General features: G+C 62.9%; 23 protein-coding genes. 7 read left to right on the plus strand and 16 right to left on the minus strand.

Annotated features, from left to right (window positions below):
• Position 1 precedes the first annotated feature (1 nt).
• From CWS72_RS11940 to CWS72_RS11950, 3 genes are read right to left on the minus strand one after another with little or no spacing between them, the layout of a single operon-like run.
• Positions 2 to 985, minus strand: coding sequence for an ABC transporter substrate-binding protein (locus CWS72_RS11940; protein WP_199175654.1), 984 nt, complete (start codon positions 983 to 985; stop codon positions 2 to 4).
• Between the two features lie 11 nt (positions 986 to 996).
• Complete coding sequence (locus CWS72_RS11945; RefSeq protein ID WP_101250841.1) at positions 997 to 1,791, minus strand: ABC transporter permease; 795 nt, start codon at positions 1,789 to 1,791, stop codon at positions 997 to 999.
• 11 nt (positions 1,792 to 1,802) lie between these two features.
• Positions 1,803 to 2,615, minus strand: coding sequence for an ABC transporter ATP-binding protein (locus tag CWS72_RS11950; protein WP_199175655.1), 813 nt, complete (start codon positions 2,613 to 2,615; stop codon positions 1,803 to 1,805).
• A 1,055-nt stretch (positions 2,616 to 3,670) separates the two neighbouring features.
• On the opposite strand from CWS72_RS11950, the gene CWS72_RS11960 reads away from it, so the two are divergent.
• Both CWS72_RS11960 and CWS72_RS11965 read left to right on the plus strand, forming a co-directional pair.
• The gene (locus tag CWS72_RS11960; protein WP_101250843.1) at positions 3,671 to 4,624 is read left to right on the plus strand and encodes a DmsE family decaheme c-type cytochrome; all 954 of its coding nucleotides are present in this window, start codon (positions 3,671 to 3,673) and stop codon (positions 4,622 to 4,624) included.
• A 29-nt stretch (positions 4,625 to 4,653) separates the two neighbouring features.
• Complete coding sequence (locus CWS72_RS11965) at positions 4,654 to 6,888, plus strand: MtrB/PioB family decaheme-associated outer membrane protein (RefSeq protein ID WP_158240620.1); 2,235 nt, start codon at positions 4,654 to 4,656, stop codon at positions 6,886 to 6,888.
• 89 nt (positions 6,889 to 6,977) lie between these two features.
• Here the strand turns inward: CWS72_RS11965 and CWS72_RS11970 are convergent, their stop codons facing one another.
• The 7 genes from CWS72_RS11970 to CWS72_RS12000 form a co-directional block, all read right to left on the minus strand.
• Entirely contained in the window at positions 6,978 to 7,670 is a 693-nt protein-coding gene (locus tag CWS72_RS11970) for a class I SAM-dependent methyltransferase (protein WP_101250845.1), read from the minus strand.
• Positions 7,667 to 8,113, minus strand: a complete 447-nt coding sequence (locus tag CWS72_RS11975; protein ID WP_158240621.1) for a GtrA family protein — start codon at positions 8,111 to 8,113, stop codon at positions 7,667 to 7,669. Before CWS72_RS11975 ends, CWS72_RS11970 begins: the two co-directional genes overlap by 4 nt.
• Positions 8,110 to 9,213: a glycosyltransferase family protein gene (locus tag CWS72_RS11980; protein WP_101250847.1), complete on the minus strand. Its 1,104-nt coding sequence runs from the start codon at positions 9,211 to 9,213 to the stop codon at positions 8,110 to 8,112. Before CWS72_RS11980 ends, CWS72_RS11975 begins: the two co-directional genes overlap by 4 nt.
• Positions 9,210 to 9,839, minus strand: coding sequence for a class I SAM-dependent methyltransferase (locus CWS72_RS27785; protein ID WP_101250848.1), 630 nt, complete (start codon positions 9,837 to 9,839; stop codon positions 9,210 to 9,212). Before CWS72_RS27785 ends, CWS72_RS11980 begins: the two co-directional genes overlap by 4 nt.
• Positions 9,836 to 11,956 carry a hypothetical protein gene (locus CWS72_RS27790; RefSeq protein ID WP_101250849.1) on the minus strand — a complete coding sequence of 707 codons (2,121 nt, stop codon included), beginning with the start codon at positions 11,954 to 11,956 and terminating at the stop codon, positions 9,836 to 9,838. The genes CWS72_RS27785 and CWS72_RS27790 overlap by 4 nt, the downstream gene beginning before the upstream one ends.
• A gap of 405 nt (positions 11,957 to 12,361) precedes the next feature.
• Positions 12,362 to 12,772, minus strand: a complete 411-nt coding sequence (locus CWS72_RS11995; RefSeq protein ID WP_101250850.1) for a YbjN domain-containing protein — start codon at positions 12,770 to 12,772, stop codon at positions 12,362 to 12,364.
• Positions 12,773 to 12,828: 56 nt separating this feature from the next.
• Positions 12,829 to 13,173, minus strand: coding sequence for a hypothetical protein (locus tag CWS72_RS12000; RefSeq protein WP_101250851.1), 345 nt, complete (start codon positions 13,171 to 13,173; stop codon positions 12,829 to 12,831).
• Between the two features lie 286 nt (positions 13,174 to 13,459).
• On the opposite strand from CWS72_RS12000, the gene CWS72_RS12005 reads away from it, so the two are divergent.
• Both CWS72_RS12005 and CWS72_RS12010 read left to right on the plus strand, forming a co-directional pair.
• Positions 13,460 to 15,514 carry a carbon starvation CstA family protein gene (locus CWS72_RS12005; RefSeq protein ID WP_101250852.1) on the plus strand — a complete coding sequence of 685 codons (2,055 nt, stop codon included), beginning with the start codon at positions 13,460 to 13,462 and terminating at the stop codon, positions 15,512 to 15,514.
• Positions 15,507 to 15,701 (plus strand): YbdD/YjiX family protein, encoded by a 195-nt coding sequence (locus CWS72_RS12010; RefSeq protein ID WP_101250853.1) that lies wholly within the window; start codon positions 15,507 to 15,509, stop codon positions 15,699 to 15,701. The genes CWS72_RS12005 and CWS72_RS12010 overlap by 8 nt, the downstream gene beginning before the upstream one ends.
• Positions 15,702 to 15,714: 13 nt before the next feature.
• On the opposite strand, the gene CWS72_RS12015 is transcribed toward CWS72_RS12010, so the two are convergent.
• The 5 genes from CWS72_RS12015 to CWS72_RS12035 are packed head-to-tail and all read right to left on the minus strand — an operon-like array spanning position 15,715 to position 21,989.
• Positions 15,715 to 17,118, minus strand: coding sequence for a sigma-54-dependent transcriptional regulator (locus tag CWS72_RS12015; protein ID WP_241911700.1), 1,404 nt, complete (start codon positions 17,116 to 17,118; stop codon positions 15,715 to 15,717).
• Between the two features lie 26 nt (positions 17,119 to 17,144).
• On the minus strand, positions 17,145 to 18,884 hold the full coding sequence (locus CWS72_RS12020) for a sensor histidine kinase (RefSeq protein WP_101250854.1): 1,740 nt from the start codon (positions 18,882 to 18,884) through the stop codon (positions 17,145 to 17,147).
• 58 nt (positions 18,885 to 18,942) lie between these two features.
• On the minus strand, positions 18,943 to 19,902 hold the full coding sequence (locus CWS72_RS12025; RefSeq protein ID WP_101250924.1) for an alpha/beta hydrolase: 960 nt from the start codon (positions 19,900 to 19,902) through the stop codon (positions 18,943 to 18,945).
• 14 nt (positions 19,903 to 19,916) lie between these two features.
• Entirely contained in the window at positions 19,917 to 21,287 is a 1,371-nt protein-coding gene (locus CWS72_RS12030) for an aspartate aminotransferase family protein (protein ID WP_101250855.1), read from the minus strand.
• A gap of 18 nt (positions 21,288 to 21,305) precedes the next feature.
• Positions 21,306 to 21,989, minus strand: a complete 684-nt coding sequence (locus tag CWS72_RS12035; protein WP_158240622.1) for an MtnX-like HAD-IB family phosphatase — start codon at positions 21,987 to 21,989, stop codon at positions 21,306 to 21,308.
• A gap of 212 nt (positions 21,990 to 22,201) precedes the next feature.
• Here CWS72_RS12035 and CWS72_RS12040 point away from each other — a divergent pair, with 212 nt between their 5' ends.
• The 3 genes from CWS72_RS12040 to CWS72_RS12050 all read left to right on the plus strand — a co-directional run bounded on the left by CWS72_RS12040 (position 22,202) and on the right by CWS72_RS12050 (position 24,095).
• On the plus strand, positions 22,202 to 22,855 hold the full coding sequence (locus CWS72_RS12040) for a DUF6134 family protein (protein ID WP_146002726.1): 654 nt from the start codon (positions 22,202 to 22,204) through the stop codon (positions 22,853 to 22,855).
• A gap of 311 nt (positions 22,856 to 23,166) precedes the next feature.
• The gene (locus CWS72_RS12045; protein WP_101250858.1) at positions 23,167 to 23,367 is read left to right on the plus strand and encodes a hypothetical protein; all 201 of its coding nucleotides are present in this window, start codon (positions 23,167 to 23,169) and stop codon (positions 23,365 to 23,367) included.
• Between the two features lie 5 nt (positions 23,368 to 23,372).
• The gene (locus CWS72_RS12050) at positions 23,373 to 24,095 is read left to right on the plus strand and encodes a hypothetical protein (protein ID WP_101250859.1); all 723 of its coding nucleotides are present in this window, start codon (positions 23,373 to 23,375) and stop codon (positions 24,093 to 24,095) included.
• 9 nt (positions 24,096 to 24,104) lie between these two features.
• Here the strand turns inward: CWS72_RS12050 and CWS72_RS12055 are convergent, their stop codons facing one another.
• Complete coding sequence (locus tag CWS72_RS12055) at positions 24,105 to 25,727, minus strand: polyphosphate kinase (RefSeq protein WP_101250860.1); 1,623 nt, start codon at positions 25,725 to 25,727, stop codon at positions 24,105 to 24,107.
• Positions 25,728 to 26,075 lie beyond the last annotated feature (348 nt).

Genomic DNA, 26,075 nt, shown 5'->3' on the forward strand with positions numbered 1-26,075 from the left:
ACTATTTGAGGGCGTTGGCCTGGCGGAAGGGGGCGGTGGCGAACAGGGCGTCGTCCAGCGTGCCCTTGACCAGCCCGGATTCGGTGAACACCGCATGCTGCTGGCGCAAGGTGGCGATGTCGGCCTCGGCGAAGGCGACGCGGTTCATGTCGTTCCACAGGCTGACGTAAACACGGGCGTCCTCGGGCGAAAGATTGGCCTTCCTGTGCAGGATTTCCGCCACCTCGTCGCGATGGGCGTCGCCCCAGGCCAGGGTGTCGCGCAATCCGGCGATGACGCGGGCGACCACCTCGGGATGGCTGTCGACCAGCTCGGCACGGACCGCTCCGACGCCGATATAGGGAATGGATTGGGAATGGGTCAGGGTCTTCCATTCCTCGGCGAAGCTGCCGAGGCGGCGGACCTTCAGCTCGTCGGCCAACTGGGCGACCGTCACCGACCGCAAGGCGGCGCCGTCGACCTGCTTTTGCGCCAGGAATTGCGCCAGCCGCGATTCATTGCCGCCGACCAGCGAAAATTCGGTGGGTTTGATCTGGTAGTTGCCGGCCAGGATCGCCCCGGCGATCACCGCCACCGACGAGCCGGCGGGCGACATGCCGATCTTCTTGTTCTTGAATTCGGCGATCGATTGGATGGGCGAATCGGCCGGGACGACGAATTGCACGTCGGCCGGCTGGGTGGCGGCGAAGATGCGGATCGGCACGCCGTTGGCGGCCGTGCTGAACACGCCGGCCAGGGGGGCGCCGAAAGCCAGGTCGATCGATCCGGTGGCGAGCGCCGCCAGAGGGGCGTTGACGTCGGGGAAATGCAGGAATTCCGCCTCGATCCCATGATCGGCCAGAAAGCCTTTCGCCTCCAGCACGGCGCCGAATCCCAGGCTGACGCCGCTGGTCCAATAGCCGATGCGGACCTTGTCGGCGGCCTGGGCGGCGAAGGTGGAGAAAAGGGTGGCGGCCATGGCGGCCGCGACGAAAAATTTGCGCACGACGGTCATCCTCAATTGGTCTGCAGGGACGCGGGGCGGGAGGAAAGGGAGAAGGCCTTCCAGCGGAACAGGCGGCGTTCGAGCGGCTTCAGCACGCCTCCTTCGAGGACCAGCATGAGGCCGACCAGAAGCACCGTCCAGGCGAACACCTGATCGGTCTGCACAAGGTCGGCGGCCTGGCGCAGGCGGTAGCCGATGCCGTTGGAGGCGCCGATGGTCTCGGCCACCAGGGAGACGCGCCAGCCGAAACCGAAGGCCAGACGCGCGCCGGAAAAGAAATAGGGCAGGATGGTCGGGCCGTAGATCTTCAGCAAAATCTGCGGCGGCGACATATGAAAGCTGCGGGCAAGGTCGACATATTGCGCCTCGACCGTCTGCGCGCCCTGCCAGACGTTGGTCAGGATCAGCGGCATGGCGGTCATGAACACCACGAACACCGTCGTCGTGTCGGAAATGCCGAACCAGATGATCGCGAAAATCGCCCAGATGGCCGAGGAGACGGTGTTGAAGAGGGCCAGCATCGGCTCGAAGAAGCGGGCCAGGAGGCGGCTGGCTCCCAGGGCCAGGCCGAGCACCGTGCCGACGACGGTGGCGATGCCGAATCCCAGCAGAACCCGGCGGCAGGTGGTCAGGATATCGAGCGCGAAGGTTTCGCTGTCCCAGAGGGAGACCAGCGCCTGGGCGACCTTCTGCGGTCCGGGCAGGACGAATGACGGCAGGCGTGACGCGCCGATCCACCAAAGCAGAAGGATCACTCCGGCCAGTAAGGCGCGTTGCGCGACGAGTGTGACGAGATGTTTGGGCATGACGGTGCTTTTTATGTCCTGACGCGCAACTGGCGGATCCGCTCGGCGACCTCGGGTTCGGTCGGGATGCGCGGTCGCGGAAGATCCTCCATCTCGAGGGCTTCGACGATGCGTCCGGGATGGGGGGCCAGGCGGATGATGCGATCGGCAAGCACCACGGCCTCTTCCATGTCGTGGGTGACGAAGATCACGGTCATGCCGCTGTCGGCCTGGATGCGCAGGACTTCGTCATGCATCTGCGAGCGGGTCTGCGGGTCGAGCCTGGAAAAGGGTTCGTCCATCAACAATACGGCCGGCTGGACCACCAGGCTGCGGGCCAGGGCGGCCCGGCTGCGCATGCCGCCCGACAGCTCATGCGGCCAAGCGGTGGCGACACCATCCAACCCGACCAGTCGCAAGGCGTCGGCGGTGCGGCGACGGCGTTCACCTCTCGGCACGGCCGAACCCTCCAGGCCGAATGACACATTGTCCCGGACGGTGCGCCAGGGCAGCAGCCGGTCTTCCTGGAACATGTAGGCGACACGGCGCCAGTCGTCGAAGCCGGTCGTCCTGGCGCCGCCGATGGAAATGTGTCCGGCATCGGGGGGCAGCAGGCCCGACAGGATATTGAGCAGCGTGCTTTTGCCGCAGCCGGAGGGGCCGATCAGCGCCACGATCTCGCCGGGCCGGACCTCCAGGTCGATTCCTCCCAAAATCGTCTGTTGGCCGAAATGTTTGGCGATCCCCGACACCGCAAGGGCCGGAGCCATGCCGATGCCGGGCATGCCGAGAACAGCGTGTCCCGGATTGTATGGCGAAGAGCGATAAGACACGGCGAGATTCATGGCTGATCCCTCATTGGCCGAGTGGGGCGAAGCGGGCCGCCTCGGGATGCGTCACGACTGGCCGCATTATTAGCGGGTCTTTTGATGTAAAACATAACCTAAGAACTATATACTATTGTGTAATTAATAATATTACATATTTATAGTGTATATAATGTGACCGGCCTCCGCCATTCCTGAAGCTCGTTCCGGCGTAACGGAACGTCACCGAAATGCCACAACCTGAAATAAATCAGTGCCTGGTATTATAAACTTTTTGGTTTCTGGCCCTTTTCGTTCGTCCAGGATGTCAGGAAACTTCTCATAACTAGATGGGAAGCTTATCCGTTCGATCAACGGATAAAACTTTCGATCCATCATAATGACGGCAGGGTGTTGGGGCTAATCCCACAATATAAATACGGGAAGACGCGTCCATATGGTGGTCGGCAATTTCGGTCACTAGCGACAGTGTAAATATCCATCCATTGCGGATGGACGCTGATCTGCCAATAGAAACACTCGTTACCGCCTTAATCGCCGGACGAAGCGCAGCTCAAGGAATGGTCGAGCAACCAAGATCTGCTTCGCGAGATGGGAAGACCGTCCACGGGCAATCCCGCGACGAGACATGCGGCGTAACAAACTGTTGCAGTTATGTCACAAAATACCACAAAAGCGTTACTGGTATTATGTCTCTCCTGGCCTCTGGTCCTACCAATCCTCGCCAAGATGGCGCAAAACGCAAAATGCGTACCCAAGCCCTTACAGCGTTCGGGGGGATGGCACGCATAACAGGCTTGTGCAAGCAGGCCGGATAAGAAGAGGAATGGGAATGGAGACGAAGATTCCGGAATTCGACCGTCCGCTCGCCGCCGCCGCTTGGGGGGCGCCGGTCGACGGTGCTGGCAGGACTTCTCATTTCCGTTCTGCCCACGATGCCGGTTTTTCGTCCGAATCCTTCCTTTCGGTCGGCCGAATGACTCCCTGTCCGTCGCGGACGGGGATTGGCGATCTATCGCTGTCGAAAAACGGCAACTCTCATTTTCCGACGACCCAGAACAGGGGGTTTTGACATGATCTTCAAAAAATTAGTGATCGGATTGGCCTCGGGCCTGGCGATCACGCTTGGCGCGACCATTGCGCAAGCGGCCGACGACAGTCCCGCTCCGACCGCGCCGCTCTACGCCGCGAAGGGCGACCAGACCTGCTTGAAATGCCATGACGACGAAAAAGTCTCGGTCATCCTGAAGACGCCCCATGGCGTCAAGACCGATGTGCGGACGCCGGCGGCCAACCATGGCTGCGAAAGCTGCCACGGTGCCAGCCCCGAGCATATCGCCAGCAAGGGCAAGGACAAGGCGCCGACCGCCGTGCGCTTCTCCGGCCCGAACGCTTCGCCGGTGGCCGAGCGCAACGCCGTCTGCCTGACCTGCCACGAAAACGGCAATCGCATGAATTGGCAGGGCAGCCAGCATGCCGCCAACGACGTGGCCTGCTCAAGCTGCCATACCGTGCATGCGAAGAAGGACCCGATCCTGGTCAAGACCACGCAGCCGGACAAGTGCTTCACCTGTCACAGCCAGCAGCGCGCCGAAAGCTTCCAGCGGTCCCACCATCCGGTGCGGGAAGGCAAGGTTTCCTGCGCCGATTGCCACAATGTCCATGGTTCGCCCGGTCCGAAGCTGGTCAAGGAATTCACCATCAACGAGACCTGCTACAACTGCCATGCCGAGAAGCGCGGCCCGATGCTGTTCGAGCATGAGCCCGTCCGCGAGAACTGCGACAACTGCCACACCCCGCACGGCTCGTCCCAGGCTGCCATGCTGACCGAACGCCAGCCCTATCTGTGCTCCGGTTGCCATAGCGATTCCACCAGCGCGAGCAGCGGCTCCTTCTTCGGTGGTCACGGCTCTCTGCCGGGTGGCACGGCTGGTGTTAGCAACATCATGAACAATCGGAGCTGCCTCAACTGCCATTCGCAGATCCATGGCTCCAACAGTTCGCGTGGCGAAGGCTTCCTCCGCTAATGCAGGCATCGGATCAACGAGGTGAAATTATGAGAAAACAAATCAGCCTTCGCGCCGTGGCGCTGGCAGGTGTCTGCCTGATGCCTCTGGCCGCGGCCGCGCAGACCTTCGATTTGGCTGGAACCTCCGCGGGTTCCAGCGATCAGCCGAAGGAGTACAACAACGAAATCGATATCGGCGCCCGCTACCAGAGCGGTACCTCGCCGTTGTTCGGTCGCTATAACGGCCACGACTCCAAGGGATTCAGCTCTCTCGGGGGTATCCATCTCGAGGGGAACCTGGATGTCGGGTCACCCCAACCCCTGGCTTACGAATTGACCGGGACCAACTTGGATTTTGGCACCAGTCATCGCGGGCCCAACAATGCTCTTGCCCCGGAATCGGAGATAAATGCTTCCGTCGGCCAGCAGGGCACCTGGAAGGCGAGCGCTTATTACGACGCCATCACCTACACCGGCCAGACCTTCTACACCCCTTATCCGCAGAGCGGGGCGGTGGCGCCGGGAGTGGTGACCAACACCGCCTTTTCTACCAATGTCGCGACCTTGGCGACGCAGTCCTCGCGGCTCCGTAACTCGCTCGTCCAGGAAACGGCGGGAACCAGGCGCGACATCGGCGGCGTCGATGGCAAATACATCTTCGGCGACTGGCTCGTGACCAGCGGCTACCGTCACGAACACAAAGAGGGCACGGTCCTGCAGACCGTCCGCTCCAGTCTGGGCGGAACGGCCTTCGGCGAGCCGGTCGATTACGATACCGACCATTACAGCGTACAGGGGCAGTTCGCCACCCGGAAGCTGCAGGCGCAGCTCGGCTACGACTATTCCAAGTTCTCCGACAACAACAGCTATTTCCTGGCCCCTTATATCGGTGCCTCGGGGAACTTCGTTTCGCAGTACTCACTGCCGCCCAGCAACGATGCCCACTACGTGACCGGTCGTCTTGGCTATAACCTGACGCCGACGACCCGCCTGAACACGAACTTCCGTTATGGCATCGAGATGTCGGAAGCCTCGCCGGGAACCGGTACCGGCAACAACGGCGCCATCACCGACTCCACCGCCCTGGCTCAGTATCTGAGCAATCCGACGGTTCCTCTGATGGCCAGAACCTACGACGCCAACACGTCGGTGGTTTCCCGTCCCATCACCGCGCTCGATCTGAAGGCCTCCTACGCCATCAGCGGGCGCGAGACGTCCAACAGCCCGACACAGTTCTACGGCTATAACTTGGGCGACAGCGCGACCGCTTCGACCCGTTATACCATCGTGGGTCAAAGCTGGACGAAACAGAAGATTGGTTTCGAGGCCGGCTATCGTATTCTGCCCAGCACCAAGCTGACTCTGGGTTATACCTTCGATTTGGTCGACCGCGACGCGGGCGATGCCAACTACAACAATACCGGGACCCACCAGATCGGCTATTGGGTTGGCCACAGCGACGAGAACACCTTGTCGGCGAAGCTCTCGAACAGCTCGATTCCCAATGTCAACACGTCGCTTACCTATGAGCATGGCGTGCGTTCGGGTCGGTTCGAATTCCTGAGCGCCAGCAGCGCCGATGCGGGGGCGTTCTATCAGGCTCCCCGGACGGCGGACCGGATCAAGGGCCGGGCGGACTATGCTCCGAACGAGCAGTGGACGGCCGGTCTTAACGGCAAATTCGAGACCAACCGCTACCATTATCAGGCCGACGTCAATGCGACCCAGCGGGACGCCAACGCCACCATCGGCCCGGACCTGACCTTCAGCCCGGTCAAGGCCGTGACCACCCATCTGTTCTATAACTATGAGCAGATCTACTATGTGAACAGGGGCAACAACGTCAACGTTCCCGATGGCTATAGTTCCGCCACCACCGATTCGATTCACACCGTCGGCTTGGGTGGGGATTGGCATGTTACCGACCGGTTGAAGGTCGGTGTCGATTACACCTTCAGCTATGGTGACGTCGGCTACAACATGTACAGCGGCATCTACTCCGGTGCGACGACCAATTCCTGGTATCAGGGTAACGTGAGCCTGCCTAGCGTCAGTTCATCGATGCATAGCGTGAAGTTGCAGGGCGAATACCAGTTGCTCGACAACATCACCCTGGTCGCCGCATATGGATTCGAACTCTATAAGGACAATGATTGGTCCTATAACTGGAATCCCGTGCTTTTGAACAACGCGGGAACCTCAATCAGCACCCTCAGTTCGGGTGAGTCTGCCAATAGCTATCGTGTCCACAGCCTGTACACCGCTGTGCGGTTCAAGTTCTAAAAGCCGAAGTCCATCCGGAATCTCCCGCGGGAGGTTCCGGATGTCACCTTCTTTCGAGGCCGGATGCTTAAACATGCTCCGGCCTTTTTTTATTGGGGAATGGCCAGATCGCTGACGAAGATGCCAAATCGCATGCGCCGGTGGCGATAGACGTTCGCCGGCGGCAGGGCCGCCTTTGCCAACAGTTCGTTGATTTCCGCCATGGAATGGTAGCGGGGCGCGTAGCCGGTCCGCCGGCCGTAGGAAAGCTGAACATAGGTTCGGTGGATCATCTGCTCGACGGATCGGGGCCGCCGTTCGGCCACGGCGTGGAAATAGCTGCCCTGCCGGCCGAGCTTGAAGACGTGGACGATGTCGTCCGGCGACAGCCAGTCGAACAGGCCGAGCGAGAAGACCAGGGCGTCTCCCTGCGGGCCGATTTTGCTGACGTCGGCCACGTCGAAAGCCATCCGCCCGATCTGGGGCTGGCCGGACAGGCGGGCCCTGGCCCGGTCGATCGCCGCGTCCGAAATATCGAATCCCTGGTAGCTGGCGGCGCCCGCCGCCATCAGGCGCGCCGCCAACAGGCCCGATCCGCAGCCGAGTTCGACGACCCGGCGGCCGGCCAGATGGGGGCCGAGCAGCGTGACGGCGGTTTCCAGTCGGAACCGCAGCGATGTCGAAATGCCGCCGGCGATGCGTTCCACCAGACTGGGGGCGGCGTCGGCATAGCGGCTGTCCTCCCAGCCGAGGATTTTCGCATTCCAGAAACTTCTGGGGTCGATGGGCGCGCGCGCGGTCATCGGGAGATCTCGGAGGTCAGCCGGTCCCGCTTGCGCTGAAGGAATCGGCTGAAGCCCTGGCGGCGATGGAACACATAGGCGTTCATCACCAGGAAATTCATCAGGAAGCAGCAGATATCGGTGGCGAGCTTGCCGGGATAGGGGCCAATCCCCAGTCCATCGACCAGCAGGCTGAACAGGCCGACCGCCAGGGCGTAGGAACCGGCATAAAGGACGAGGAATCGCCGGCCCTCCCGGGTGACCGCCGTCCGGCGTTTCGTGCTCCAGGTCCAATGGCGGTTGACCAGGAACGAGACCAGGCCGCCGATCACCCGGGCCGTCATCAGGGCCGGCAGATGGGCGAGCCCCACCAGCGAGACCAGGGCCGAGAACACCAGCCAGTCGCTTCCCGCCGACATCAGGGCGACCCAACTGTAGCGCAGAAACTTGCCGAGCACCGTCATCGCCGCCTCGCGGCCAGCTCGAGGATGAGCGCCGCCGCTTCCGCCGCGCCGTCGCGGACCGGCGGCAGGGCGCGATAGGCGGCCCGGAAATCCTCGATGCGCCCCAGTGCCGTCTCCATCGCCTCTTCCAGGCGGTCCTCCGAGCCGATCGTGCCGACGCCCAGATGGCCGATGGTCCGGCCGTTGATCCATTGCTCGGCATGGCGCGGCACCGGCACCACCACCATCGGTTTGCCCAGCACCAGGGCCTCGCTCACCGCGCTGAAGCCGCCGTTGACCACCAGGAGGTCGGCCTGGCGGATCAGGGACAAAGAATCGCGCAGCTTGCCGTGATAGGTGACCCCGGCATCCCGCTCCGGCTTGTTTCCCAGGCCGGCGCCGTCCGGCGCCGGCCGGCCGATGATGTCGATTGCCAGCCCCTCGTGCCGCCGGCTCAGGGAGACGGGGCTGCCGAACACCGATCCCGAAAGCATGATCGCCACCCGCGAGGGGGGGCCGTCCCGCCGTTCGGCCCGGCATTGGCGGCGAACGATGGGGCCGACCGCCCGCAGCCGGTCGCCTTCCGCGGCGTCGGCGGGATCGAGCCGGGGGCTGATGACCAGATCCACGCCAAACCGATGATGCAGATAGTCAGCCAATTCGATGCACAGGAACTGCGGCAGCACTCCGGGAGGCCAGTCCCGGAAGCGCGCCATTCCCCGCACCACCATGTCGGCGTTGTTGAGGGCCGCCAGCGGAACTCCGGCCCGGCGGACCGGACCCAGGGCATAGACCGAATCGGTCACCACGGCTTGCGGCCTGAACCTGGCGAGCACCTCGGACAGCGTCGTCCCGGTTTCCCGCAGGGTGGCCCGCATCCGCCCGATCTGCGCCAGAGTCCGCGCGATGCTGATCCGTCCCCCGGACGATCCGTAGCGAAGCGAGCCGATGGGCGTGATCCGCGCCACGGCGGGATCGTTTTCGAAGAACCACAGGCCATTGTCCGAGCTCACCACCTCGACTTCGGCGCCGGCGTCCGTCAGACGCTCGATCACCGCCTGGCAACGGGTCGAATTGCCCAGTCCCAATCCGTTGACCAGGAACAGAATGCGCCGGCTCATCGGGCCTCCAGGGCGCAGACGACCGCCATGGGGCGGACGAAGCGGTCGTTGCGCGATCGCAATCCCGCGTCGGAGATCAGGGTATCGATGCGCCGCCGATCGAACAGGGTGATGTCGAGCCCGTGGCTGCGGTGGAAAGCCTGATAGAGACGCCCGGCGGCGTTGTCCGGCGGCAACAGGGCGACGATGCGGCCGTCCTCGGCGAGATGCCGGCGGGCGTTGCAAAGGACGGCCTGGGGGTGGGCCACGAATTCCAGCACGCCGGCCAGAATGATCCGCTCGAACCGCAGGCCGAGTTCCACCGTGGCGGCATCGCCCTGTCGGGGGACGATACGGGGATCGGTGATTTGTTTCAGCATGCGTTCGGAGGCATCGACGGCGACCACCGGCCGGGCTCCCAACCGGGCGAGACGTTCGGCGTAAAAACCGGCGCCGCATCCCAGGTCGAGGGCCGAAAGCCCGGCCACCTCGCCGCACAGGGCGAAAACGGCGGACGCCTCGCGGCGGCGTTCCCAGGCCCAGAGGCCTCGGCCGGCGGCCTGGCGGTAGACGTCGGCACGAGCGTCGAAATAGCGCCTGACGCTGTTCTCTCCGGGACGGGGCGGTGGCGGGGCCGGGTCCGTCATCCACCGGTCCTTTCGGCGGCGGGCGGCGCGGGACAGCCGGCGGGCGGGGCGGCCATGTCGGGTCCGGGGACCGCCGCCGCCATGCCGGGCAGGGAAATATGCCCCAGCGGGATCTGCAGGAATTGCGGGCTCTTGCCGTCGCGGCCGGTCAACCACAGGCGATAGTCGCCGTCGGGCAGGGTAAAAGGCGCCGATCGCCAGGGGGCGAGGCTGCCATGCTGCGGCGAACCCACGGTCAGTCGCGCGACGGGAACGACCCGGACGGCTCCCCCGTCGCCGACCAGACACAGCACCGGGTTGACGATGGTGGCGAAATGCAAGCCGGTGTAGCCGCGCAGCAGGCGTCCGTGCAGAACCGTGAGATAGCGGCCCTCCTCGCGACGCAGTTCCAATCCGATGGGAAAGCGTTGTCCCGGCAGGCTGGCGGCGAATTGCGCGGCTTCGGCGGTGCTGGTGGCGGCCGGGGCGGTCCCCGGGGCCAGATAAGTCTCTTCGAAGCGGGTGGGAATATAGGCGTTGGGAAAACTCTTCAGGCAGTTTCCGTCGGCCGTCGTGTAGGGGAAATAAGCGAAATGGGCGCTTTCCGCGGCCATGGGCGACAGGGCGGGGGCCAATCCGGAGAAGGCCGGAGCCTTGAGCAAATCCACCGGAACGCCGTCGGCGAGATATTGTTTCGGTACGATGGCCAGACATTCCGTCCGGTCATTGGCGAGGGTTTGCGCCCGTGTCGTCCGATAGACGAAGTCCATCTGGCCCGAAATGCCTTCCTGAACCATCTGCCAGCTCCGGCCGGCCGGCCGCCAGAACAACGCGGCGTGGGCGTCGAACGCCTCGTGGCCGGCATAGAAGGAGGTCTTCGCCGTGGCGGCGATTTCCGTCTGCGCGGCCAGCGAGTTCAGGCCGAAGGGGGCGTCCCGCAGCGTCGCCTCGCCCAGCGAGACGGGCCGTGCCGCCAAGGCGATGAAAAGAACCGCGCCGGCGGCGAAGGCCGGTTTCGGGGGAAGCCGGGTTTCCAGACGGCGCAGACCGGCATCGGCGGCGATGCCGGTCATGATCGCGACCGCCGGCCACACGGCCACCATGTGCCGCGCGTTGACGGTGGATCCCAGGGCGACCGCGAGATAAACGGCCAGGATGAGGGTGAGGGGGCCGAAGAGAGTGCGCGGCTCGATTCTGTCCGCCGGCGGGGTCCCGGCGGGGCGCCGGCGAAACGTCCGGACCGCGAAGGCCATGACCAGCAGCATCGCCAGCAGATCGCCCAGCATCGGCAGGATTGCGGGACCCAAAAACCGCCCGCTGACCACGGCGTCGGTGATTTGCGGGGTTCCCCCAAGCATGCCGTAGACGAGTTGCGCCTTTTCCAGCGGATGGAATTCCCACAGCATGTAATTGTCGACGGCCTCCCCCGGCATTGGAGCGGCGGAGGCGAGAAGATGACGACCGCCGGCCAGCAGCGCCGGCAGATAGGGTACTGCCCATCCCAGGAGGAGAGCCAGGGTATGGCGTTTTCCCCATCCGGGACGACGGAGCAGGGCGGCGACGGTCAAGGCGATGGCAAGCTGAAAGATCTGGAGGTGGATCTGCAGGCCGAGGGCGATTGCCGCCGAGGCGAGGCCCAGGGCGAGGGCGCTGCCGTTTCTGAGATAGCGGAGCCCGAAAATCGTCGCGGCCGTGGCAAAGAAAAGCAGATAGCCGGGGTTCCAGATTTTCAGCACCAGGTCGAGCATGGGGGCTCCGGCCAGGGCAGCGGCGGCGATGATGCCGGCTCTCGGCGATATCTCCCGGGCCACGGCGAAACCCACCAGCAGGACCGAGGCGGCGAACAACGCCAGCAGGCCGACATGAGCGGCAAGCGCGTTTGGCGCGATGGCGAGGATCCCGCCCAGCAGCAGATAGAAGGCGCCACCGGGGGGACGCAGGCCGCCGTTGATCTCGGGTCCCGTCACCGGCCACGCCGAGGCGGCGGTCAGGGCGCGCCACAGATCCCGGTCGCCCCAGACGGTGAGGTCCGTGTGTCCCACCGTCCAGAATGCCGCGCCGATCCGGAAAACCACCGCGCCGGCGAGCAGAAAGACGAAAAAACGACTGTAGGACGGCTTCTCCACGCCCCCGGACATCAATGGCATCCTCTATTAATGCGTCGTTTGCTTGATCGTCATTGCTTCGCTCGCGCTCGCAATGACGCGGTTATTTGTCAATAAGTACTAGGGCATGTGGACTTTTGGCAATCGGCCAGATTCTCTTCGTCCTCTTGATCGTTCCGGTGCGCTCCGGCTTTTGATGAACCACCAAGGCACCAAGGCACCAAGGCGCCTTTCGGATCGGTCGGCGGCGGCCAATCCGCGCCGCAGGCATTCGGCCGACAGCCGATGACGGGACGGGAAAAAGCCTGTAGCACACTCCGCCACCTTGGTGTCTTGGTGCCTTGGTGGTTCAAAATATCCGGAGGTTCCTTTCATGCCATTGGGGACCCAGAGGCAACGGATTAAGGCGCCCATCAAAGGGGGCATGACCGTCATGAATTAAATGTTTTGCAGCAACGTTTCGAAGGATTGGACGTAATAGCCGACCGCCTCGCCGGTCAGGCCGGCTTCCACCGGGATGCAGAGTTCGACGACGGTGTCTTTGTCGGTGAGGTAGACCTTCGGCAGGACTCCCCGGGAATTCAGGGCATTGACGCGATCGGCCGGCATCCTGCCGGTCAGAACGGCGTTCAGCACGGCGATCCGGTAATGATCCTCGCCGGTGGGGGCGAAAAACAGCGTCATCGCATCCACGCCCAGCTTCATGAAGCGGATGGCCGGCTTGCCGTCCTCGGAACGCAGGACCTGGACGACGAAACCGGCTTTTTCGAGAAGGCGGGCCATCCGGTTGACGCTGAGCGCGTGGACGACCTCATGGGAGGGGGGAGCGGGGACTTTCCTGGTCGACATGGTTTTTTGCCTTGATACGCGGGTAGGGGGCGGCGGGGCCTCGGCTGGGATGGCCGTCAGTGGTCGCCGCCGTGCAGGATCTGCTCGGCCAGGCCGGTCTCATAGGTCTGGCCGTCGCGCGTCAGGCGGAGCGCGTAAGGAAAAGATCCCTTGATCATCCCCTTGCGCTCCAGGGCGACCCAGACGGCCTGATTGTGCAGCCCCGTCGCGTCACTGGCGGCGACGACGCGGGCGCCGATATGGAAATGATCGCCATGGGGATGGGGAATCTGCGACAGCAGCAGCTCGTCGCTGTCGGGAACCGGCGTGGCCAGTTCGGGGTGACGGGCGAGTTCCTGTAAAAGGGTCAGGGTCTTGAGCTGCAGGGAATTCAACTTCAAAGGATTCTTCTTGGGCGGCATGGCCGATCTCCAACGTCGAAATTCTGACTTTCCTACAGGAGCCGGCGCCCGAGCGCCAGAACAGGATTGCACTTCTTCCGCCGCCCGTCGCGGCGGGCGGGACCGGCCCGAGCGAAGGTAGCGCCGGTTTCCTCTGGTTCAAAACCATGAGTTGGTGCACATTATCCTCGATAACCGTCGTCAGGACTGAATACCGCAAGGGGGGGCCTTGCATTCGGTCGGTGCCCAGCACCATCTGCGGCAAAAAGAAAGTGCGACTGGTTCGCATCAATGCGGAGACGTTCAAATGACGAGCTTGTTCCCGAAAGTGGGGTGGGTCGCTCTGTCGGTTGTGGGGGCCATCGCTCTTGGCGTGGTCGCTCTCAGCCGTGGGGAAACCATCAATGCCCTTTGGTTGGTGATCGCGGCGGTGAGCACCTATCTGGTCGCCTACCGCGTCTATGGATTGTTCATTGCCGAGAAAGTGATTCAGTCGGATCCGACCCGGCAGACGCCGGCGGTGCGTTACAATGACGGTCTGGATTATGTTCCCACCAACAAATATGTCCTGTTCGGTCATCATTTCGCGGCCATCGCCGGCGCCGGGCCGCTGGTCGGCCCCGTGCTTGCCGCGCAGATGGGCTATCTTCCCGGAACGATGTGGATCATCGCGGGCGTCGTCTTCGCCGGCGCCGTCCAGGACTTCCTGGTCCTGATGATCTCGACCCGTCGCGACGGCCGGTCCCTGGGCGACATCATCCGCACCGAAATGGGCGCCGTGGCCGGTGGCATCGCCCTGGTCGGCGTTCTGCTGATCATGATCATCATCGTGGCCATTCTGGCCCTCGTGGTGGTCAAGGCGCTGGCCGGCAGTCCGTGGGGAACCTTTACCGTCTTCGCCACCATCCCGACGGCCGTCATCATGGGGATCTACTGCCGTTTCATCCGTCCGGGCCGCGTCGGAGAGATGTCGCTGATCGGTCTCGTGCTGCTGGTCGCGGCGCTGATCTATGGGCGGACGGTGTCCGAAAGCGCCACCCTGGCGCCGCTGTTCACCTACAAGGGCGAATCCCTGGCGATCATGATCATGGTCTACGGCTTCATCGCCTCCGTCCTGCCCGTCTGGCTGCTGCTGGCTCCGCGCGACTATCTGACCACCTTCCTGAAGATCGGCACGATTTGCGCGCTGGCCATCGGCATCGTGCTGGTGATGCCCGATCTCAGAATGCCGGCGGTCACCAAGTTCGTCGATGGCACGGGGCCGGTCTTCTCGGGCAATCTCTTCCCCTTCCTTTTCATCACCATCGCCTGCGGCGCGGTGTCGGGCTTCCATTCCCTGATCTCTTCGGGGACGACGCCGAAGATGCTGGAAAACGAGAGCCAGGGGGCCTTCATCGGTTATGGCGGCATGCTGATGGAAAGCTTCGTCGCCATCATGGCGCTGATCGCCGCCACCGTTCTCGATCCGGGTGTCTATTTCGCCATGAACAGCCCGGCCGCCCTGATCGGCGTCGATCCGGCGCACGCGGCCGAGGTGATTTCGAGCTGGGGGTTCGCCGTGACCCCCGAGACGCTGATCCAGGTGGCCCACGACGTCGGCGAAAAGAGCATTTTGTCGCGCGCCGGCGGCGCTCCGACATTGGCCGTCGGCATGGCCCATATCTTCTCGAATCTGATCGGCGGCCAGGCCTTGATGGGCTTCTGGTATCACTTTGCCATCCTGTTCGAGGCGCTGTTCATCCTGACCACCGTCGATGCCGGAACGCGCGTCGCCCGGTTCATGATTCAGGATATGATCGGGGCGGTGGTTCCCAGCTTCAAGGCGACGAAAAGCTGGGCCAACAACCTGATCGGCTCGGCTCTCGCCGTTGGCGCATGGGGGTATTTCCTCTATGTCGGCGTGGTCGATCCGCTGGGCGGTATCAACACCCTGTGGCCGCTGTTCGGCATCTCGAACCAGATGCTGGCGGGTATCGCCCTGATCATGTGCACGGTCGTGCTGTTCAAGATGAAGCGCGAGAGATACGCCTGGGTCCCGATGCTTCCCGCCGCCTGGCTGCTGATCTGCACCCTGACAGCCGGTTTGCAGAAGGTCTTCAGCCCGATCCCGGCCATTGGTTTCTGGGCGCATGGCCAGAAATTCGCCGATGCCATGAACAAGGGGCAGATCCTCGCTCCCGCCAAGACCATGGACCAGATGTCGCAGATCGTCGTCAACGACTATGTGGATGCCACTCTGGCCGCGGCATTCGTCTTCCTGGTGCTGGCGATGCTGTTCTACGGCGTGCTGGCCATCCGCAAGGCGCTGTCCACGTCCAAGGTGACCGCCGTCGAAATTGGAGGAAAAGTGGGGCATGCGTGAGCAGATCAAACTTTTCTGCTGCCGCCTGAAGCAGACCGGTCAACTGATGATCGGCGTGCCCGACTACGATGTTTACGTCGAGCATCGCAAGATCACGCATCCGGGGGAACCGATCATGAGCTATGAGGAGTTCTTCCGGGAGCGCCAGGAAAACCGGTACTCGCTGAGGGTGGGCCGCTGCTGCTGAGGGGAGTCCCCCCTCAGCGGAGGGGGGGCTCGCCGCCGGCTCGCTTGGTGATCTGGATGCCGAATTTCTTGATGCGGTGCCACAGGCTGCGCTCGTTGATACCCAGAAGGGCCGCCGCATTGACCTGGATGCCTTCGGCCCTGTTCACGGCGGCGATGATCAATTCCTGTTCGATGCGGGCCAATTCGCCGTCGAGATCGATCGGAAAGGCGGGAGTTCCGTTGGCGACCGGGCGCGGCGCCGACAGATAGCGCGGCAGGTCCCCCTCGCCGATCTGCTCGCTCTTGCAGACGATCACCGCCCGTTCGATGCAGTTTTGCAGTTCGCGGATGTTTCCCGGCCAGCCATATCCGCTCATCGCCGCCAGCGCGGCGGGAGAAAACCCCTCGATCCGCTTGCCCATGTCGCTGTTGAAACCCTCCAGGAAGAAATGGGCCAGGGAGGGGATGTCCTCGACCCGCTCGCGCAAGGGGGGCAGCGTGATCGGAAAGACGTTGAGGCGGTAGAACAGATCCTCCCGGAAGTTTCCGAGTTGAACCTCCTGTCGCAGGTCCTTGTTGCTGGCCGCGACGATTCGCACATCCACGGCGCGCGTCCGCACGCTGCCCACCGGCTCGAAGGCGCGTTCCTGCAGGACCCGGAGAATTTTGGCCTGGATGGAGGTCGGCATGTCGCCGATCTCGTCGAGGAAAAGGGTGCCGCGATCCGCCTGCTCGAAACGTCCCGGACGGTTGACGACGGCTCCCGTGAAGGCGCCCTTGACGTGGCCGAACAGTTCGCTTTCCAGAAGGGTTTCGGGAATGGCCGCGCAATTGATGGCGACGAAGGGGTGGTCCCGTCGCGGGCTGTTATAGTGGATGGCGCGCGCCACCATCTCCTTGCCGGTGCCGCTTTCCCCGGAAATCAGCACATTGGCCCGGCTCTCGCATACTTCGGTGATGCTCTCGATCACCTTGCGGAAGGCGGGGCTGGCGCCCACCAGATTGTCGAAGCGGTAACGGCCGACCAGTTCCTTGCGCAGCCGCTCGTTGTCGGCCAGGGCATTCGACAGGAGCAGGGCGTTCTTCAGAACCGTTTCGAGGTCGTCGATTTCGAAGGGTTTGCCGATATAGTCGAAGGCCCCCTCCTTGATGACCTCGACCGCATCCTTGACCGAACTGTAGGCGGTCATCACCACCACCGGCAGTCCGGGGCGGCGTTTCTTGCTTTCGCGCAAGAGATCGCGGCCGCTCAAACCCGGCATGCGCAGATCGGTGAGCAGAAGATCCACCGGCTCGCTTTCGAGGAGCCGCAAGGCGGCCTCGCCGCTGTCGGCGGACAGCACGCGGTAACCAAGCCGTTCGATCGCCACGGTCAGGACGTCGGCCAGACGGGCCTCGTCGTCGACGAGAAGAACCGTGTGCGATATTTCTCTCATGCCATCGTTATCGGTGGGCAAAGGCGTCAATCCGGTTTGCTGATCGGCAGGATAAGCGTGAAGGTGGCGCCCGCGCCAGGGCTGCTTTGGCATTCGACCCGCCCGCCATGACTTTCCATCACGGCGAAGACCTTGGCCAGGCCCAGTCCGCTTCCCCTGGGCTTGGTGGTGAAGAAGGGGTCGAAGATCTTGTCGATGATGTCCTTTCCGATGCCCGGTCCGGTATCGGTGAAGGACGTGGCCAGACAGTCGTCGCGCCGTTCCAGGAGAATGGTCAGCCGCCCTCCCTTGTCCATGGCGTCGATGGCGTTCAGGACGAGATTGAGGAAGGCCTGGAACAGATGATTCTCGTCGGCGTCGATCATGGTGTCGCCGCTTTCGTCGACGACGCCGAGCGCGATGTCGTGACGCGACAGCTCGGGTTCGCAGAAGGTGGCGACCCGCTCCACCACCGAAGCGCAGGACATGCGGTGGCGCAATGGTTCGCGGGGACGCGCGAAGGACAGGAATTCCTCGATCAGGCCGTCGATGCGGCGCACCTCCTCGATGACATAGCCGATCAGCTTGGTGTCGGAGGCCGACAGGTGCCCCGCCTTGCGGACCAGTTCGGCCGAGGTTTTGATGGTACCCAGGGGGTTGCGCACCTCATGGGCGATGCCGACGGCGACCTTGCCCAGCGCGCTCAGCCGGTCGCGCCGGCGCAAATCCACCTCTAGGCTTTGCAGATACCCCAGTCGCTCGGCCATATGATTGAAGACCTGGGCCAGTTCGGCGACCTCGTCCTCGCCGCTGGCGTCGACCCGATGGTCGAAGTCTCCGGCGGTGATCGATTTGACGCCTGCCGCCAGGGCCCGCAAGGGCCGCGACAGCCGTCGGGAGACGAACAGGCCGGCGATGGCGGTGAGGCCCAGCCCGGCGGCGAAGACCGTGATCAGGATATTGATCGGCAGATCCCAGATGCTGGGCAGCTCCGTGGACTTCAGTCCGGCGGACATGACGCCGATCATCTCCCCCCGGCCGTTGCGCACCGGCAGATAGAGAGCCCTGTAGCCTCCGTCCTCGGCCTGCGGATCGTAGACGCTTTCCGCCCCTTCCTCGAGCTCGGACGTTACTTCCGCCGGCAGGGGGGTGCCGCTGGCGGCATCGGTGCGCGACGAATAGATCATCTGAAAGCCCGACGGGCGCCGATAGTAAAAACGCAGGTCCAGCGTACTGATCAGCTGCAGGTTTTCGATGAAATTCTCATCGAGCCAGGTCCCGACCAAAATCTCGTAACTGCCGCCGCCGGCCTCGTAAACGAAGGAGCCACCCGTCATGATCTGATTGGAATCCGGCAGTTGCAACGCGTAAAGGGTGTTGCGGACTTCAGGCGACAGGGGCTCGATATGCTGGATCGGGTAGTTGGAATATAGGATGCGATGGTCCCGGTCGGAAACCACCACCACGCTGTATCCCAAGGTCTGGGCCAGATGCAGAAATGCCCCGTCGGCCTTGACCACCGGGTCGGGTTGACCGCGCTTCTGTTCGTAGAGAAAGCGGGCCAGTCCCGCCGCTTCGGACTGCGACTGCTTGAAGCTGTTCAGAAACAGCGCCGACGTTTCGTGCAGAAACGATTGGACGTCGTTGTTGACCACGTGGGTGATCAGGCGCACCGACAGATCGGCGGCGATGGACGTGGGCACCAGGCTGATCAGCAGGGAGGCGATGATCAGCTTGCCCTGAATGGAGGCCAGCCATCGCCGCAGTCTGCCGGATTCTTTCGTCATCGGAAGCTCTTGCCGCCCATCCCGCCGGGGTTCGGGGCCCAAGGTCCGGCCCCTTTTATCAACTCGCCGTCACATGGTCCCGGACCAGCGCCTGCGGGTCGGTCCTGGCCGCAAAGAAGGACGCCAAGGCCCGTCCGACCTCTTTTCTCTGCTTGTCGACGGTAACCATATGATAGCTGTCGTCAAGCAGCAGTAATTCGCGAGTGCCCCCAAGATGACTTTCGATGTAGCGGGCGTTCCAGATACTGCAGACGTCGTCATTGCTGGCATGGATGATCATGGCCGGGGTATCGATGGCGGGCATTTCTCGTTTGACCAGTTCGACCAGCGACAGCAACTGCCGCAGGGAATGCCCGGTCATGCCGAGATTGCCGGCTTCCGCCGAATTGCCCGACGTCATGTTGGCGACCACCCGCTGGCGCAGGCGGTCGTCCTTGATGCCGTAGGGATAGTTTTCGACGAAACGATAGCGCAGGCCGAGCGGCGTATGCAGGAACAGCGGCAGCAGGAAGGATAGCCGGGGAATGGCCCAGCCGTCGTAGCGCAAGGTGGTGGACAGTAAGCCCAACCCCTTGATTTCGCCCGGATGGTTGGCCGCCAGATGCATGGACAGCAGGGATCCCATCGAGAGGCCGGCGACGAAGACGATATCGTGTTTTTTGCGGACCTCGGCATAGGCCTGTTCGACACTGGCGTACCAGTCCGGCCAGTGGGTCCGCACAAGATCCTCTTCGGTGCCGCAATGCCCCGCCAGTTGGCAGCCGTACACCGTGAACCCCGCCTCGGCCAGCGTCTTGCCGAGGAAACGCATTTCCGTCGGCGTGCCGGTCAGGCCATGGATCAGGAGAACGGCCGCCTTTCCTCCCGCATGGAAGAAGGTGGCGTTGGGCAAGGCGGGTGGCGCCTGGTCGGGACCGACCTGTCCAGGTCCCGACCAGGGTTTGGCTCCGAAATAGCGAAGCTTGAATCGCTGCCACGCCGTGTGCCTATCGAACAGGCTTTTTTGCCCGCTTTTCATGACAAGCGCCTCTTTCACCCGCGGGTGGCGCGGGTGAATAATTGATCCAGCAGATTGAACGCCAGGTCCATCTCCTCGTAGCTGATGGTCAGCGACGGGGCCAGGGTGATGACGTTCTTCCAATAGCCGCCGATATCGAGAACCAGGCCCACCTTCTTGCCGTTGGCGTCGAGATCGCCGGCCATGGCGATGTCGACGATCTTGTCGGTCATCGCCTTGTCCGGGGTGAAACGATCCTCGGCGGTGATCTCGATCCTAAGCGCCATGCCGAGTCCGTCGACGTCGCCGACGATCTTGTGACGCTTCTTCAGATCCTTGATCCCTTCCAGGAAATAGGCGCCCTTCTCGCGGGTCATCGTCTCATAGTCGTCCTCTTCCATCATCTTGACGGCTTCGAGCGCCACGGCCGTGCCGAGCGGATTGGACGAGAAGGTCGAGTGGGTCGAGCCCGGCGGGAAGATCTGCGGGTTGATCAGCTCTTCGCGGGCCCACAGGCCGGCGATGGGGTTGAGACCGTTGGTCACCGCCTTGCCGAAGACGATGATGTCCGGCTTGACGTTGAAATTTTCCAGCGCCCAGAACTTGCCGGCGCGATAGAAGCCCATCTGGATCTCGTCGTCGACCAGCAGGATCTTGCGGGCCTCCAGAACCTGCTTCAGCTTTTCGAAATAGCCGGGCGGCGGAATGACGTAACCGCCGGTCCCCTGGATGGCCTCGACATAGAAAGCGGCATATTCGGAGCTGCCGTCCTTGGGATCCCAGACGCCATAATATTCGGTGTCGAACAGGCGGGCGAACTGGTCGACGCAGTGAAGGCCGCAGTCCTCGCGCTTCTTTCCGTAGGGGCAGCGATAGCAATAGGGGAAGGGCACGAACTGGGCGCGGTCGCCGAAGTGGCCGTAACGCCTGCGATAGCGATAGGACGAGGTGATGGCCGATGCGCCCAGGGTGCGTCCGTGGTAGCCGCCCTCGAATGCGAACATCAGGCTCTTGCCGCCCGAGGCGTTGCGCACGATCTTCAAGGAATCTTCGATGGCCTGGGCGCCGCCGACGTTGAAATGGACGCGGCCCTTGGTGCCCCAGGTCTTCTCCACCCGCTTGGCGATGGCGGTGGCCAGTTCGATCTTTTCCTTGTGCAGATATTGGCAGGCCAATTGGGGAAGGGTGTCGATCTGGCGATGGAGGGCGTCGTTCAGGCGCTTGTTGGCGTAGCCGAAATTGACCGCCGAATACCACATCTGCAGATCGAGATAGGCCTTGCCCGCGTCGTCATAGAGATAGGAGCCCTCGCAGCGGCTGAAGATCTTCGGAGGATCGATGTAATGGACCGTATCGCCAAAAGAACAGTACTGCGCCTCGTCGCGCAGCAAATCGGTGTCGCTCATTTATGTTGTACTCCGAGATCAGCCGAAAACGGCCGTGACTCCCAGTCTGGCGGGCTCGTCCAACAAGGTGGCGAGCAGGCCATGGGCATGATTGAAATCGTCAAAGGCGACGAAGGGCAGGCCTTGGTCCCGGCAATGGCCGAGCAGCTTGTCCTTGGCGAAGACCAAGTCGACGCTGCCGGCCGCGCACATGTCCGACGTGCCGTCACCGATCAGCAGACTGAGCGCCCGACCGGCCGTCAGTTCCTCGGCGATCTTGCATTTGCAGGTGCCGCTCGCCTTGGCGCAGGCGCCATTGGCATGAGGGAAGCTCAGCCGGTAGCGGGCGGGTCCGGCCACTTCCAGTCGATTGGCGAGGATCGGCAGATCATCAAGGCCATATCGTCCCAGGATGCGGCGGATGGCATAATCCAGGCCGTCGCTGACCACCGTCAGCGGCACGTCCATGGTTCGGCAGAAGGCCGCGAAAGCCGGAAAGGCGGGATCGATGGCGATCTGATCCAGGTGATCGTCCAGATCCTTCCTGCTGGCCCGGATGAGGGCGATCTGCCGCGCCATGCATTCGCGCGAGCCGATCAGGCCGTTCTTCCAGTCCGTTTCGATATCCTGCCAGTCATCGGAAGCGAAGCGTTCGAGAATGCTGTCGGTAACGTCTTCCAATGCGATCGTGCCGTCGAAATCGCTGAGCACGCGCCAGTTCATTGATTGCCCCCAAGAGACCCCTTTAATTATTGAGGTGTCTCTAGCAATCGTCATGCCAGAGGGGAAAGTGAGGCCGCCGGGCAATTTCGCGGTGGCGAAATCAAATTCGATCTACAAATATTGTAGCTTCATTCACAAGTTGTTGTTGCCGCATCGGTGTTTTTTGGCCGACTGAGGCGGGGCGGGAATTAAAGGCGCAGGGGATGGGACCGGTGGGAAAAGTGTTGAAAGTGTCGGCGATGATTGCCGGATTGGCGGCGTTCGCCTGGAGCGTTCCGGGGGCGGCGGAGGATCTGGGGCCGCCGGGTTCCGGCCGGATTGATTTCAATATCGTCCGTCAGGGCGATGTGATCGGCCATTACCATTCGGACTTCCTGACCCGGTCCGACCGGGTTCTCGAAGTCCGGACAAACGTGTCGGCCAAAGTGTCGATAGGGCCGGTGCGCATCTACGATTTCAGCCATAGCGCGGTCGAAACCTGGCGTGATGGGTTGCTGGTCGGGCTGGTCTCCGAGACCAACGACGACGGGACCATCCATCGCCTGCGCGCCGAACCGATCGGTCAGACGTTGTCCATCCTGGTCGACGGCAAGTCCGAGACGACCAGGGCGGATGCCGTCCCCTCCAGCCTGTGGCATCGTCGGATGCTCGATGGGGCCCGGCCGATTTTCGATATCGAGGATGGTGAACTGTTCCAGACCCAAACCCGTTGCGAGTCTCCCTTTCCTCCTCCCTCCCCGATGCCCAGCGTATGCGAGATCACGGGCAGCCTGGTGCGGACATTGCGCTTCGATCCTCAAGGCGTCCTGATCGAAGTCAGCTTCCCGGTGGAAGACGGATCGAAGGTGACATATCGTCCAAATTGAACGATCATCATTTTAGTTTCATTTTTTTGGCAAAGAGGCGGTACCGGGGAAGACCTGATTTTCGCTTCCAAGCGGTCTTCCCTGGTTCGCATATGCCGAGGCGCGGCGCGGCTGGGGCTTCCCTTTCCCGCAGGAATGCCGTAAACAGCCCAACCGCAGTTATTGGATAGCCGGAGAGGGGCGGTTTTTAAGAGCCGTTTCGGTTTTCCAAAAGGGGGGAACCGAAAGAGGGGCCGTTCCCAAGGGGGCGGCCGGTGGCCTGTCGGGCGGCAGGCCGATCACGCGAGGCTTTGAACAGGGTTTAGGAAAAAATGGCTCGGCGCGAAGTCCAACCGGGACAAAAATATCAGCAAACGGAATCCTCATCCGTCTGGGAGGTCGTCGATCTGACCAAGGATGGTGAAGGGATCGTTCATGCGCGGCTGCTGCGCGTCGGCGACTCGACCGCCGTCAAGATGATCTCCGTCTCCGCTCTTAAAGATCCCCGCTTGTATAAGCTGGTTGGCGAATAGGACCGATGAATCGTCGTAAGAGCCGTCGCGGCGCCGAGCAGCGGCGACGGTTTTTCCTGATTTTCGGCAAGCTTCTGGTCGCCGCCGGTGTGGTGGGCGTAATGACTTATTACGCCTATGAGGTCGGCTTCCGTGTGGCGAGCGGCGAGACGGCGGCCCTGACCGAGGGGTTGCGCAATGCCGAGGAACAGCTCAAGACCCAGCAGATCGGCGCCGACGCCGATCGGGCGGCGTTGGGCGAAGCCAACAAGCGGGTGGCCGAGCTCAAAGCGGCTTACGATCAGATTCGTCCGTCGGACGACATGCGCGATTTGACGGCTCTTTTGCGCGACAAGATGGCGACGGGGGTGACGGCCCGCCGTTTGGCGCTGGTCATCAAATCCGCCGAAATGCCCCGCTCATGCCAGGCCTTGCCCAACCGTCGCCTGCAGGTGCGCGCCCTACACGCCAAATCCTCACCCGGCGTTACCCAATTGCGTTTCGACGAAAAGGTGACGCTGTCGGCCGAGGAGACGGACGCGCGGGATCCCCGCCAGCCGGCCGGAGGGTCTGTTCCCTCCCTCAAGCTGCATGTCTCGGCGGAAGGGGGGCGGGAAACCGACGTCACGGGAATTCCGCCGATCGATTACGCGATCGCCGTCCAGGGGGCCGAATATCATTTCATCGTCGCCCCGGCCAGCGCCAAGGGCTGGCTCGACGTGGCGACGGAGAAATGCAGTTTCCGGTGACGTCGGCCCTTACGCCGTCGTCAGGGCCAGACGCTCGCGCAGGCGCTCGCACACCGTGCGCAGAATCTTGATGCGGGCGTGGTTCTTGTCGTTTCCCTCGACCAGGACCCAGGGCGCCTGTCGCGTGCCGGTGCGTTCGACCATTTCGTTGACGGCCAGTTCATAGGCTTCCCAGTTGGCCCGGTTGCGCCAATCCTCGTCGGTCAGTTTCCATTTCTTGTAGGCGATCGTCTCGCGTTCCTTGAAACGGCGGTATTGCTCGTCCTTGGTGATGTGGATCCAGAATTTCACCAAGACGGTGCCGTGCTGGGCCAACTGCTCCTCGAATTCGTTGATTTCCGCGTAGGCGCGCATCCATTCGTCGACCAGGGCGAAGCCTTCGACGCGCTCGACCAGAACGCGGCCATACCAGCTTCTGTCGAAAACCGTCACCCGGCCGGCGCGCGGCAGATGGCGCCAGAACCGCCACAGATAATGGTGGGCGCGTTCCTCATCGGTGGGGGCGGCGATCGGAATGACCCGGTAATCTCGGGCGTCGAGACCGGCGGTCAGGCGCCGGATCGAACCGCCCTTGCCGGCGGCGTCGACTCCTTCGAAGACCAGCAGGGTCGATATCCTGCGCTCCTTCGCCTGTCGGCAAAGCTGGGCCAAGTCCGCGCGGGCCTGCTTCAAGGCGAGATCGTAATCGGCCTTGGTGAGGATTTGCGTCATATCGAGGACGTCGAGCACCGTGCGCGGCCGGATGGAGCCTTCGGCGGTCAGTGTGGCGGTGGGCTCCTTGCGGCGCCGGCCTTTGTGACGCGCCTCGGCGGCGGCGGCCATCTCGATGGCGTCGCGGTGATCATGCACCTCGACAAGTTCCGCCGAGCGCTTGGCGTTCTGGGCGGCGCGCTGCGCCGCCACGGCCATGGCCCGCTGGCAGCGGTCGGCCAGATGCTTGCGGATCGCGTCCCTGAGGCTGGTCAGCACGGACAGGCTGCGGAAGCGCGGATCTTCGCCCTCGACGATGATCCAGCGGGTCTTGCCGGTGCCCGTATGCTGCAAGGCGCGTTCGGCCGTGGCGATGAATTGGTCGTAAAGCTTCCAGTTCCGCCAGTCGGATTTCTTGACCCGCCAGCTTTGCAGAGGATCCTTCTCCAGGCTTTTCAACCTGCGCTTCTGCGCCTCCTTGCCCAGATGCATCCAGAATTTGAGGATCAGGGTGCCGTCCTCGGCCAGCATCTTCTCAAAAGCCAGGATGCGTTTCATCTGTTCGTCGAATTGCGCCGTTCCGGTCTGGCCGTGCACATGCTCGAGGATTGGCCGCGAATACCAGCAGCTCTGGAACAGACCGATCTGGCCGACGGGCGGCAGATCGCGCCAGAACCGCCAGAAGGGCGGACGTTCGCGCTCCTCGTCGGAGGGCTCGTCATAGGCCTGGGTGACGATCCAGCGCGGATCCATCCATTCGTTGATCAGATTGACCGATTCGCCCTTGCCCGCCCCATCCACGCCGGCGAAGACGACGATGACCGGGAAATCCGCCGTGCGCAGATCCTGCTGCAAGGCCAGCAGTTCTGTGCGCAACTCGTCGGAGACGCGCTCGAAATCCTCCTTGGAGACAGTCTGTCCCAGTTCCGCCGTTTGAAACATTCCGTCGTCCTGCCTTTCATGGCCGATCCGGCCGGAGCCTCGTCGCCCGCATAATTTCGTCGGCAAGGGGGGGGCGTGGGCGCAGGACGGCGCGGTGACGTGCCGAATTTCGCGCCCTTGCGCGGCATGCCAAATTTCCCCAATTAGAAGGGTATGCCATGCGGCGCATGGGGGCAAGTGCGGGGAGGCCGCTTTTGCGGGCGTTTCTCACTGGATTCTTAGGCAGGACTGTGCCAAACCTTTCGCCGGTCTTTTCCCGGCGCGTCCGCTTCCGTGACGCCGCCGCTCGCCCCCCCAAGGCCCGCCGATCGTTGCTCGTGGCGTGCCTTCTGCATCCGTTTGGAGGAG

The organism is Telmatospirillum siberiense, assembly GCF_002845745.1.
Taxonomy (GTDB): Bacteria; Pseudomonadota; Alphaproteobacteria; order Rhodospirillales; family Magnetospirillaceae; genus Telmatospirillum; species Telmatospirillum siberiense.